The 13528-nt window shown below is 32.6% G+C and carries 9 protein-coding genes; 3 read left to right on the forward strand and 6 right to left on the reverse strand.

Annotation, left to right across the window (positions count from 1 at the left end; genetic code table 11):
- Positions 1-18 precede the first annotated feature (18 nt).
- The 3 genes from ATO12_RS14140 to ATO12_RS14150 form a co-directional block, all read right to left on the reverse strand.
- Positions 19-633 carry an SIMPL domain-containing protein gene (locus ATO12_RS14140; protein ID WP_034242812.1) on the reverse strand — a complete coding sequence of 205 codons (615 nt, stop codon included), beginning with the start codon at positions 631-633 and terminating at the stop codon, positions 19-21.
- A 31-nt stretch (positions 634-664) separates the two neighbouring features.
- On the reverse strand, positions 665-1009 hold the full coding sequence (locus tag ATO12_RS14145) for a zinc-ribbon domain-containing protein (protein ID WP_034242813.1): 345 nt from the start codon (positions 1007-1009) through the stop codon (positions 665-667).
- Between the two features lie 81 nt (positions 1010-1090).
- Positions 1091-1510 (reverse strand): hypothetical protein, encoded by a 420-nt coding sequence (locus ATO12_RS14150; RefSeq protein WP_034242814.1) that lies wholly within the window; start codon positions 1508-1510, stop codon positions 1091-1093.
- Between the two features lie 110 nt (positions 1511-1620).
- Between ATO12_RS14150 and ATO12_RS14155 the strand changes: the two genes are divergently transcribed.
- Both ATO12_RS14155 and ATO12_RS14160 read left to right on the forward strand, forming a co-directional pair.
- Complete coding sequence (locus ATO12_RS14155) at positions 1621-7038, forward strand: T9SS C-terminal target domain-containing protein (RefSeq protein ID WP_034242815.1); 5418 nt, start codon at positions 1621-1623, stop codon at positions 7036-7038.
- Between the two features lie 3 nt (positions 7039-7041).
- Entirely contained in the window at positions 7042-7968 is a 927-nt protein-coding gene (locus tag ATO12_RS14160) for a PorP/SprF family type IX secretion system membrane protein (protein WP_034242816.1), read from the forward strand.
- A 60-nt stretch (positions 7969-8028) separates the two neighbouring features.
- On the opposite strand, the gene ATO12_RS14165 is transcribed toward ATO12_RS14160, so the two are convergent.
- From ATO12_RS14165 to ATO12_RS14175, 3 genes are all read right to left on the reverse strand, one after another.
- Positions 8029-8673 (reverse strand): response regulator transcription factor, encoded by a 645-nt coding sequence (locus tag ATO12_RS14165; RefSeq protein ID WP_025665910.1) that lies wholly within the window; start codon positions 8671-8673, stop codon positions 8029-8031.
- A gap of 87 nt (positions 8674-8760) precedes the next feature.
- On the reverse strand, positions 8761-10839 hold the full coding sequence (locus ATO12_RS14170; protein ID WP_165583384.1) for a tetratricopeptide repeat protein: 2079 nt from the start codon (positions 10837-10839) through the stop codon (positions 8761-8763).
- Between the two features lie 152 nt (positions 10840-10991).
- Positions 10992-12272, reverse strand: coding sequence for an exo-beta-N-acetylmuramidase NamZ family protein (locus tag ATO12_RS14175; RefSeq protein WP_034242817.1), 1281 nt, complete (start codon positions 12270-12272; stop codon positions 10992-10994).
- 8 nt (positions 12273-12280) lie between these two features.
- Between ATO12_RS14175 and ATO12_RS14180 the strand changes: the two genes are divergently transcribed.
- Entirely contained in the window at positions 12281-13522 is a 1242-nt protein-coding gene (locus ATO12_RS14180; protein WP_034242818.1) for an ABC transporter permease, read from the forward strand.
- Positions 13523-13528 lie beyond the last annotated feature (6 nt).

Consider the following 13528-nt stretch of genomic DNA (forward strand, 5'->3'; position numbering starts at 1 on the left):
TATTGGTATACACTTTTATTATTCTAGTGTAAAAGTTACAGTTACAAGATGTTTTTGAATTTCTCTAGGTTTATACATATTTATGTATTGCGTTCTCGAATCAGAATTTTCAACCTTTACAATACGTCCCAATTTTTTGTTGAGGTGATCAGCAGTTTTTTTTGCTTTCACTTTTGCATCTTCAATAGCGGCAAGTGTTAAAGCAGACCATTCTGTATTGTTTTTTTCTTTGGCAACTGCTTCGACCTGTACGATTGTTAAGCCATTCATCTTCTGTTTAATGATTTTGATCATCTCTTCTTCAGAAGTTGTCGCATAATTGTAATACGAAACATCATTTACTTCAGAATAAGATGCATATAACTGATAGAGAACATTCTTTTTAAACTTACTAAAGTCAACTCCTATGGTCTTTAGCTTGTCTTTATAGTTTTGAGTAGTTTGAGACAAACTTGCGAGCTCAAAATTTAGATTTCCGTTTGCAACAATTTGTCTTAATGAAATTGTTAGGGAATAGCTATCGATTTCTATTTGCTTATTCGCTTCTCCTACAATAGTTAGGGTCGCATTATTTTCTTGTGAAATAACCGATGTAACCGTTAAGAGGAATACTATAAAAACAAGTTTTTTCATTTTAAAAAAATTATATGATTCTACGTGGTTTTTATTTTGTTAAATATGGCAGTACAATAAGTAATGCAATAAACACAACCAGAATTGTAAGCCCTGTAAAGTGATACCATGGAGTTTTTATTTGATTGTTTTTAAAATCGTTAAAACTCTGTATCAATTGCTGATTCTGAAATTCTCTTTCTTCAAAAGCTCCTTTACAATGACCACAAACCGAGTATACTTTTTTTCCGATAGGAAAGAACGGTATCCAAAACACATGAATATACTTTCTATATCCTTGTATCCACATATTGTTTTCTGTATTACAATAGGGGCAACTTCCTCCTTCTAATTTTTTGGGATGAATGGTTGAAGAACCTGTTCCAAATATGATCATGATGTTTTGGATTTTTTCTGCTAAATGGCAATTGTTACTGTTGTAAGTACTATAAAAACAAGTTTTATAGGGGTATTAATATTAGTAAGGCAAAAATGATAATACGATCATTGCAGCACCTACAATTAAACCAACGATTCCTAGTTTACCTTGTTTTGGTGCTAATTTTGCTCTTAATTGGTTGGCTTTCTCTTTGGCCGCTTCATTTTTAGATAGTACAAGTTTGTTAATCATACCAAAACCTAACATGAATCCTAGTACTGCCGAAACAATATTTCCTGCCAAAAAAGTTACCCATCGAATTGGGAATGATGCAAGCCAGCCTATACCAAGGATTGAAGAAATGATTCCCCATATTCCCCAGAAACAAAATACAAGTCCGATCCAACCTTGATACGGTTCGATTTTTTCTAAAAGTTCTTTCGCGTTTGGTTTTTTAGATAACAATAGTGATGGTACTGCTATAATACTTAATAGAATTAATGTGATTCCCCAGGTCATAATTTTTAGTTTTAAAGGGTTAGTATTTATTTTTTTGTGATTTCATATAGGACTTCTTATATCTGTTTTTTTTGATACATGTTTTGAAGACCAAAAATCACAGTACAAAGATGAGCGATACAATTGCTGAGAAACACACCCTTTCTGGTGAAAATATTTACCCTGAAAACAGGGGGGTATTTGTATGTGGTAAAACCCTATTTATAGTGAGTTTTAATACTAAGGAGAAATATAGTTTTGTGGTAAACAATTTTTTTCAAAAGATGAGAAATAGTAGGATTCGGTTTACAAGAAAATTAGAGTTTAGTATAAAGATGTTTACCTTATATTTAATGGTATTAGGAAATGTCTTTATGTCCTTTGGACAGGGATGTCCGGATGTTCCAATATCCGGCACTGATGAAACACAGCGATTTAGTGTGTATGGGGAAAATGAAACAGATGATGTTGGTGAATCAGTAAGTGAAGCTGGAGATATAAATGGGGATGGTATTGCAGATATTATAATAGGCGCCCCTGGTGTTGATAGTGGTGGTCAAGAAAACATAGGAGAGGCCTATGTCATTTTTGGAGGAACAGGGATTACTTCATCTTCTGTTGATATAACATCTTTAGATGGAAAAGACGGTTTTGTAATAAGAGGACTTAATGCTAATGAAGGGTTAGGTGTAAGTGTAAGTACAGCAGGAGATATCAATGATGATGAGATTGATGATATATTAATTGGAAATAATAGTGGTGATGTCATTGTTATCTTTGGTAAAGATACTAAAAATACCACAGATTTTTCTGCCGTGTATACCCGAACAGATATCAATAATGATAATGGTATCATAATAGAAGATACTGCAAGTAATACTGGTTTTGGACAGACATTAAGTAATGCAGGAGATGTTAATGGGGATACTATAGATGATATTATTATTGGTACATCATCATTTTCAGGAGGAGGTGATGCCTATGTTTTTTATGGTAATTCTGCTATTAGGAGTATGGATGTTGCTGCACTTGTTGGTACTAATGGTTTTAAAATTGAAGGGTTTGCGCAATTTGGATCTGGATCTGGTTTAAAAGTAAGCAATGCGGGAGATATAAATGATGATAATATAGACGATTTGGTTCTAGGATATCCTTCGTATGATGAAGGAGGAATGAACGGATCAGGAAGAGTTGTTGTTGTCTATGGTAGTGGGGATATTGCTGGGTTTCCTCCTGTTTTTCAATTATCGTCTTTAAATGGAATGAATGGATTTTATATAACCGAAAATATAGAAAATGAAAGACTAGGAAATTCTGTAGCTTCTGCAAAAGATTTTAATGATGATGGGATTGACGATCTAGCAATAAACAGTGCTACTAAAACATATGTAATATATGGAAAGGATACTTTATTTGGTACTTCATTTGGGATATCTGATCTAGCTGCAGACGCTAAATTTGTTTTTGAAGCTGGGTGGTACCAATATCCATATAGACCTAGTGATGTTGATGGTTTGTCTGATGTTAATGGCGATGGGGTTACAGATTTAATAGTTTCGATTCCTCATGGGGATGGATATGCAAGAAGTGGGGGAGTTTATATAATTTATGGAGGAAGCTCGCTTCCTCCTACTTTGGCAAGTTTAGAACTTATTGGAAGTAATGGATATCAGGTTTTTGATGATCAGCGTTATAGCTACAAAGGTTTTGGTCATTCGGTAAGCAATGTAGGAGATTTTAATAATGATGGTTTTAATGATTTTATTGTAGGAGAAAAAATTAATTATAGCAATATACACAGAAAAAAAGGGGCAACGCATGTTTTTTTTGGTAATACTTTTAATGTTATTGATGCTATAGAACCAACAATAAATTGCCCTAATGGTACTCAGGAATTATATGCCAATTCAAGATTACCTAATTACATACATTTTTTACCCAGTGTAAGCGATAATTGTAGTTATAATACAGAAATGTCTTATACGCAAACACCTCCCGAAGGAACCTTATTTACAACAAACACTAATGTAACCATTACAGTTACAGACCGGTCAGGAAATATATCTTCTTGTAATTTTATGGTGAATGTAAAAACCACTACAGAAGAAATAGATTGTTCTACAACTTCTTTTTCTGTAAACAATTTAAATGGAACAAACGGCCTTGTACTTTATGGTGAAAAGCCGCATAGTGAAACAGGATATGATGTTAGTCCTGCAGGAGATATAAATGGAGATGATATCGATGACTTTATAGTAGTGGCAAAAGGGGATGTGGTTAACCATACAGGACCATATGATGGATATCACATTGATGTAACAGGAGGAGTTTATATTATTTATGGTACCAATGCTGGATTTCCACCTAATATAAATTTAAAATATTTAGATGTTTCTGCAGGTTTTAAAATCAATAATGATACAGCTTTTCACCAACGAACAAGTGATGATAATCAATTCTATAAAGCGGATACAGCAGGAGATATTAATGGTGATACTATAGATGATATCATGATTAGTGAGCCTCTTCGTGGAAATGGTTCAACCATAAGACTAGGATATACTTATATCATTTTTGGTACAAGAGCAGGTTTTTCTTCAACATTTGATTTGTCAACACTTAATGGAAAAAATGGTTTTACAGTAATAGGTACTGTTCGCAATGAAGGTTTGGGGATTGATCTGGATAATGTTGGTGATATTAATGGTGATACTATAGATGATATTGCATTTACCAATATACCTAGTACACGTAGTAATGTGCAAGGAAAATGTTTTGTGTTGTACGGTTCAAGAACAGAGTTTCCTAGAACCATAAGACTTGATGAACTAAACGGAAACAATGGGTTTACCATTACAACCAATGGAACCTCTATAGAAAAAGTTGGTGGTAAATTGGCAGGCTTAGGGGATATAAATGGTGATAACATAAACGATATAGCAATAGGAGGGAATGAAGACCAAAAGTTTGTAATTTTTGGGAAACCATCCTCATCTAATTTTCCAACCGTAATGTATGTCGAAGATCTAAATGGAGCCAATGGTTTTGCTGTTGAACACTCTACTACTTCTTTTACATATGGAAACGTAAGTAATGCTGGTGATATCAATGATGATGGTTTTAATGATATTGTTTTTAGGAATCAATATGTTTTATTTGGTAAAGATGAGACCTTTACTCCTGTGGTCGACTTGGCAACTTTAAATGGTACAAATGGTTTTTCATTTTCAAAGAGTGTACGTGGGCTTAATTATATAGGTGATTTTAATAATGATGGATATGCCGATTTGAGTGTTAGGGATTATTCTAGAGGAGGGATTATTTATGGGAGAGAGACATGGGATGCGACTGTTTCTGTAGATTTTGGAAGTCATCATTATGGTATTGTAATTGATATTTTGTCTGGTTTTTATAGAGGAACAGAATCCTATGCAGGTGATGTTAATAATGATGGTTTTGATGATGTTATTATCGGCAAACACTTAAATTCGGTATTTAGTAATTATCAAGCTAATTTTGATCCGGGGTTTGCATATGTTATTTTCGGAAAAGATATGCCGGATACTGAAGCTCCACAGATTACAACTTGCCCAAGTGATCAAACTTTAAGTTCAGGATCTCCGTTACCTGATTATACGGGTGATGTTGATGCTACCGATGATTGTGATACCAATCTAGAGATTACTCAAGACCCTGTTGCAGGAACCTCATTTACTGCAGATACAACAGTTACCATGACGGTAACCGATAATAGTGGGAAAGAAACTCAGTGTAGTTTTAATGTAACTATACCTGGTACCGATACCGAACCTCCAACCGCTAGTAATCCATCACCAATTAATGTGCAATGCACTGCTGATGTCCCGACACCAGATCCATTGGTAGTTATTGATGAAGATGATAATAGCGGAGTTACCCCGACTGTAGCTTTTGTGAGTGATGTGAGTGATGGAGGTAGTAATCCAGAGGTGATCACCAGAACCTATAGTGTAACAGACGGAGCTGGAAATAGTATTACTGTCACACAAACTATTACGATTAATGATACTATTAATCCTACAGCAAGTAATCCAGCAGGAATTACTGTGACATGTGCTTCAGATGTTCCGCCAGAGGATATAACTGTAGTGACCGATGAGATGGACAATTGTACAGTCAATCCTATAGTAGAATTTGTTGGTGATGTAACTACAAGTCCGGGAATCGTTACCAGAACCTATAGTGTAACAGATGGAGCTGGAAATAGTATTACTGTCACACAAACTATTACGATTAATGATACTACTAATCCTACAGCAAGTAATCCAGCAGGAATTACTGTGACATGTGCTTCAGATGTTCCGCCAGAGGATATAACTGTAGTGATCGATGAGATGGATAATTGTACAGCCAATCCTATAGTAGAATTTGTTGGTGATGTAACTACAAGTACGGGAATCGTTATCAGGACCTATAGTGTAACAGACATTGCTGGAAATAGTATTACTGTTACTCAAACGATTACTGTTAATGACACTACTGACCCTACAGCGAGTAACCCTTCGCCTATCAATGTGCAATGTACAGATGATGTTCCTTTGCCAGATGTAGTTGTCGTAACAGATGAGGCAGATAATTGTGGAGTAGTTACGGTTGCTTTTGAAGGAGACGTTAGTGATGGGAATAGCAATCCTGAAGTGATTACCAGGACGTATAGCATAACCGATGAAGTAGGGAATAGTATAAACGTTACTCAAACCATTACTGTAAATGATACTACGAATCCTAATATTGATTGTCCTGCAAATATTACTCAGAATGTAGATTTAGGTTTGTCTACTGCGATAGTAACTTATACTCCCCCAATAGGTACAGATAACTGTATAGGAGTGACCACCGTTCAAATTGCGGGTTTACCATCAGGATCTGGGTTTCCGATTGGAACAACTACCAATACCTTTGAAGTTACTGATAGTGCTGGAAATACAAATACATGTAGTTTCGATATTATAATAACAGATGAAGATCCGATTATTTGTGAAGTTCAAGCAGGAGAGGACGAAGAGATTATACAGGGGCAAGAGGTTCAATTAAATGCAACTGCTTCTGGTAATGGAACATTTGTTTGGACACCCTCTATAAGTCTTACCAATGCTAATATTGCCAACCCAATAGCAACCCCAGATCAAACAACAACCTATACTGTTCTTTTTACCAGTAATCAAGGATGTATTGAAGAAGATACAGTCACAGTTTATGTAGAAGCACAAGAAGAAGATCAAACCCGATATGGTTTTTCACCAGATGGTGATGGAATTAATGAATATTGGGAGATTCATAACATTGAAAATTACCCAAATAATAAAGTATCGATATATAATCGATGGGGAGATATAGTTTTTGAAGTTGAAGGATATAATAATACTTCAAGAGTTTTTAGAGGAATTGCCAATCGAAAGAGAAGTTTGGGAGGAGATAAATTACCCGAGGGGACATACTTCTTCAATATCAATATAGAAGGTTCTCATAATTTAAAAAAGCAAACCGGTTTCCTTGTTTTAAAGCGTTAATTTATGAAAAAAGTATATATATTATTGATAGTTGCAATACTATCTAAAGGATTTTTATGCCCAATATTTGGGCAGCAAACACCGGTTTTTGCAAATTATAATTACAATACAGTGATTATTAATCCAGCCCATGCCGGTTTCTATCCCGATTCTGATATTACTCTCACCAATAGAGGATATTTAAATCAGTTAGATGGTAGTCCGAGAAATATTGGATTAACAGTCAACTCACCATTGCGTTCAAAAAATATGGGCTTAGGAGCAGGAGTTTATAGTGATCAGGTAGGAGTAACTACAACAACAAGCTTGTTTGGAGCATATGCCTATAAAATAGTTTTTGACCATAATTATAACCAGGCAAGATGGTGGTCTTATAATCCCAATGTATTATCTTTTGGGATTACGGGTGGCGCAATGATTTATAACGAAAATTTACTAGAATTAGGCATTGATAATGATCCTAATTTTGCAAATAATATTAATACTGTTATTCCTACTTTGGGGGTAGGAATTTTGTATAATAGAGAGCATATTTATATAGGAGCTTCTGCTCCAAACCTATTAGGAGATTCTTTGTCTTCTGAGGATAATATTAATTTAGAGACCCCATATTATGCATATGCAGGATATCGTTTTTTTGCTTCACGTTTTAAAGAAGTATTAATAACTCCCAGTGTTTTGGTTAAATATGTTTCTGGAGCTCCAATTCAGGTAGATGTTAATACTACAGTGAACTATAAAAATAAAATTGAAATTGGTGCTGGATACAGAACGAGTTCTTCGATGAATTTTCTTGCAGGGTTTTATATTTCTAATCACTTACGAGTATTGTATAATTATAATCAAACCCTAAGAGATACTCCCATTAATAATACACATGGGATTATACTTAGTTACCGTTTAGGTGATGGATTTGGTAATAAGAAATAAATAATCAAATCAAGATTCAATACCTGATTTTTGCATTAATGAGGATTGAGCTATATTCTATCAAGGTTTTATGTACTTCATTTTTAAGGCATACTTGGTTAATCCAGCCAGGTTTCTAACATTAAGTTTGGCAATAAGATTTTTTCTATAACTTTCGATAGTATGTTTACTCAAAAACAATTGGTCTGCAATTTCTTGTGTAGTATGTTCTTGCGCAATAAGGGTAATAACATCAATTTCTCTTTGAGTAAGTTTAATATCTTCCTTCTTCTTTTTAGCAAATTTATTTTCTAAATAAATATCTTTTATATCTTTTGAAAAATATTTCTCTCCCTTAAGTATTGTCTTTATAGCTTTTAAAAGCTCTTCTTTTTCAGCATTTTTTGGCACATACCCATCTACATCATGTTCTATAAGATTATCAATCATATCTGCATCATTATGCATACTAACTACCAGTGTTCTTATACTTTTCTTTCTTTCTTTTATAATTTTGTTTAGAGAAATACCATCTAATTCTGGCATAGAAATATCGGTGATAATAAGATCTATTTTTTCATCAGGATTAATCTCAAGGTATTTTGCAATATGTTTACCATCTTTGGCAGTTAATAAAATATTGTATTCTTTCTCTGAGTTAAGAATGCTTAGTAAACCATCCAAAAACATTTTATGGTCATCTGCTATGATTAAATTATATTTCATTGGTTTATTTTTTTGTAATTAGGTTTAAATAAAACTTGCTATATGTAATTCTAATCTTGTTCACGATTAGATAGACACTAGAACGATCTAGTGATGATTATAGCTCTTTTTTCCATTAATTGATGTTAATGCAGGAACTTCTATATCTATAATAGTACCTCGATTAATTCTAGAATCGATATGAAAAGTACCAGATACTTTTTTTAATCGATTTTTGATATTCTCAAACCCAAGTCCGGTAGCTTTGTTTTTTGCATTAAAACCTATACCATTATCTTCGAATAGTACATTTACCATATTTTCTACTAAATTTAATTGAAGCTCTACAGAAGTAGCTTTAGCATGTTTAATAGTATTCGTAATAAGTTCCTGAATAATTTTAAAAATTTCGATTTGCAAAGTTTCGTCCAAAACATCAATTTCTGTTCTTGGGTATGCTACAAAAGAAGTACTTAGACTAGTCGTCCCACCGATATTATTGAAATACTCTTCAAGTACATCACAAAAATTGTTTTTACTAAATTTTTTAGGGATCAAGTTATGTGATAAATTACGTACCTGCTCGTAGGTGTCATCTAATTGACTGTTAATTATTGATATTGTTTTTTTATTTCCATTAAGCACAGTGTTATTTAATTGCAGCTTTATAGCAGCAAGATTACCACCGATACTATCGTGTAGCTCTAGCGCAATTCGTTTTCTTTCTTTGTCCTGACCTTTGATAGATGCTTTAATTAGTTTTAACTCTTGATCTTTAATTAGAGAAGAAATTTTTTGCTCACTTATTTCTTCTTGCTTTTTATTTAATTCATTCTGAGCCTGAAGTTTTTGATAATATGTAAACAATAAACCAATAACCGGAATAAGAAGAATTAAAAAAGAGTACAAGATACTATTTTTAATACTTTTTTGCCTGGCTAATTTAGATTCTTGAATTTCCTGATCTTTTTTTAATAATGCAATTTCGTTAAGCTTTTTTTCTGAAGCATTCTGAAAAGATAAAATCTTGTTGTGAGTTTCTTTTTTTTCAATCTCTTGTTGTAATTTAAGGTTTTTGATCGCTTCTTCCTGATTTTTTAAATCCAATTCTCGATTTGCATTTTCGACCTGAAGAACTTTTATTTCTTTTTCTTTTTGAAGGGTGTTAAATTTTACTTCAAGTTCATTAAGTTCTTTACTCTTTTGTAATTTACTTATTGAATCTTTGATTTTTATTTCTTTTTGAAGATACGAATAGGCATCTTTATAATTATTCTGAGTTTTAGAAGCTTCTTTGAGATTATTGTATATTGTTATCTGTTTGTCAAGAAAGCCTAACTCTTCTGAAATAGATAAGGCCTCATCATAAGATTTTTTAGCTTTATTATACATTTTTTTATCTTGATAGACCAAACCGATATTAGTTAAGATATCAATAAGTGCCCTATGAAATTCTGTTTCTTTGGCTATAGGATATGCTTTATAATAATATTCAATAGCTTTATCATGATCCCCCATAAGATGGTACAAAGCGCCTATGTTTTGTATAATTGATGCTTTTATTCTCGAAGCTTCTTTATTTTTAAAAAAATCAAGAGATTTTTTTAAATAAGACATAGAAACTTCATAATTATCTTTAGATGCATATACATTGGCAAGATTATTATAAATCATGAGCATAAAATCTGGCTCTTTTTTATATTCTAAACAAGCTTCTAAAAGTTTTATTGAATTATCATAATTGCCTAGTTTGATGTCCATGACTGCCAAATTATGTAATTTTACATAGTATTGCTTTTTTGGTTTCAAATTTTTAACAATTTCTAACCCTTTTAAATGCCACTTTTTGGCCTCTTCAAATAGACCTTTATGCCCATACGAAAGTGCAATTATATTATATGCAAAAGATTTTCCTTGTATAAAGATTGAATCATTTCTTTTACCAATGATTTGTAAAGTCTTATTTCCGTAGAATAATGCTGAATCTGCTCGATTTCGTTCATTAAAATAAACTCCAAGATTAATGTAGGCCTGCAATTTTATTTTTCGATACTTGGTTTTTTTTAAGATTTTATGACTTATGATATAAGCTGTCCTATCTTTTTTTGTATCAAGATCTTGGAATGCTTGAGAGATTATTTTTTTCTGTTCTGTATATGTATTTGATTCTAAGTGAGATAAAGACATTGTTTTTTCCTTCACTTGTGCATGTAAACCAATTGAACAAAAAAATAAAAAAACCGTAAATAGTTTTAGTAGAAATTTTAACATAAGCAAATGTATTAATTCCTAAAGGCAATAACATCCCTGAAAATAGGGGTTTTTTAGACTAAATAGTGCTATTGATAGATTAGATATTGCGCTCTTTTAACCTTAAATTTCTCTAGGCCTTCTATCCATGTATTTTTAATTTCTTGAAAAGAAAGACCTTGTTCAATTTGTTGTTGTAATTTTTTTGTTCCCGCGTGAATGGTGAACGATTTGGTATTAAAAAACTTTTCTTTGACTTTGGTATGGTTATAGGCATTAATTAACCACTCTAAGTTTATAGAATCTAATGACTCGCTTTTTCTTAAATCTTTCCCGTAACATACTTCTCCTCTATGTTTAGGGTATTTAGAACCAAAATTTGGCCTGGGAATATAGGCATAATCATATTTTTCTATAATCAAATCGGGAGAACCAAAAATTTGAAACTGCGTTTCGGTACCACGACCTGCATTAATAGAAGTTCCTTCAAAAAAACCAAGACTAGGATATAAATTGATAGCTTTATCATTAGGCAAATTTGGTGATGGTCGTATTGGTAAACTATATGAAGCAGTATGAGAGTAGTTTTTAACAGGGATAATATTGATCTCACAGGTTAAATCTTTTCCCAACCAACCTTCGCCATTTATCATTTTTGCATATTCGCCAATAGTCATACCATGAACCAATGGTATAGGATGTACACCTAAAAAACTAGAGTGTTCAGGTTCTAAAGTAGGTCCATCAATATAATGTGCATTTGGATTTGGACGGTCTAGTATCAAGACAGGAATGTTATTTTCTGCACAGGCTTGCATTACGTAATGTAATGTCGAAATATAGGTATAAAAGCGAACTCCTACATCTTGAATATCAAAAACAACGATGTCGATGTTAGATAAAGCTTCTTTAGATGGTTTTTTGTTTTTTCCGTGTAGAGAAAAAATAGGAAGCCCGGTTTTAATATCCTTACTATCAGCTACTAATTCTCCTGCATCTGCCTTACCTCTAAAACCATGTTCTGGAGCAAATACTTTCTGAATTTTAATATTTCTAGACAATAAAGAATCAACAAGATGTACGTAATTTTGATTAGTAATACTATCTTTAAAAATAACAGAAGTTTGATTCCCTACGATAGCTACTTTCTTATTTTCTAAGATAGGAATATAATCATCTGTAAGATTGGCCCCAACTACTATAGATTCTTGAATTTTTGTAGTATCTTGAGCAATATATGCCGTAGATATCGAGTTTTCAATTTTTACAGAAGAAGGGGGTAAAGTCGTTTTTATCCCACTTACACAAGAAATAAAAATTATGAAAAGGAATAAAAATGTATTTTTGAATGCATTTCTAACAAAAACCATAGTTAAGCTTGAATTTCGAGTATTTTATTGCCAAACGCCTTATCAAAGGTAAGGAACATAAAAGTAGCATTTCGACTCCAATTATAAAAATTGCAATTTTTGCTATTGCTATTGGTATGATCATGATGCTAATTACAGTTGCTACTGGTGTAGGACTACAACGCAAAATAAGAGAAAAAGTTGCGGCATTTAATGGGCATATATTAATTTCTAGTTTTGATAATAACAGTAGTGTAGAATCTCTTATACCTATATCTACTGATCAAAACTTCTATCCAGAGTTTCCCGAGGTTGAAGGAATTGTTCATATGCAAGGGGTGGCGACCAAAATGGGGCTTATACGCACAGCATCTGATTTTGATGGTGTGGTGGTTAAAGGAGTAGGTAAAAATTATAATTGGGATTCTTTTAAAGAATATCTGGTAGAAGGAAGAATACCTGATTTTACAGGAGAACTCAATGAAGAAATTTTATTGTCTTCGCATATAGCGAATCGTTTAGGATTTCGTATTGGAGATAAAGTAATTACTTACTTTTTGAAAAAGAATACTGCTTCAAACTCAAAAACCTTTATTAGGGCTTTTGAGATTGTAGGGATTTATAATTCGGGATTTTTAGAGTTTGATGAAACCTTCCTTTTCGCAGATATCAGACATGTAATAAAAATGAATAAATGGAAACCCGATGAGGTTGGTAATTTTGAAGTTTTTATTGATGATTTTGATCAAATCGATAAAAAAGGACAGGAAATCTATGAAAATATTCCTTCTACCTTAGATAGCCAGACAATTTCTTTAAAGTATGCTACTATCTTCGAATGGTTAAAACTATTTGATCTTAATATTATTGGAATTATTGGGATCATTATTTTGGTAGCTGGTATCAATATGATTACCGCTTTATTGGTTTTGATCCTCGAGAGAACCCCTATGATTGGGATTTTAAAAGCCTTAGGAACAAGTGATTGGAGTATAAGAAAAGTGTTTCTTTATAATGCTGCATATTTGATTTTAATAGGCTTGTTTTGGGGTAACCTTATTGGTATAGGTTTACTCCTTATACAAGAACAATATGGAATTGTAGGGCTTAATCCAGAAACATATTATGTAAGTACTGCCCCAGTGTATATTGATATAGGATATATTGTGTTACTCAATATAGGAACAATGTTATTATGTTTGTTAATGCTACTTATCCCTTCGTATATTATTGCAAAAATATCACCAACCAAATCAATCCGGTTTCAATAATTTGTT

The organism is Aquimarina atlantica (assembly GCF_000626715.1).
Classification (GTDB): domain Bacteria; phylum Bacteroidota; class Bacteroidia; order Flavobacteriales; family Flavobacteriaceae; genus Aquimarina; species Aquimarina atlantica.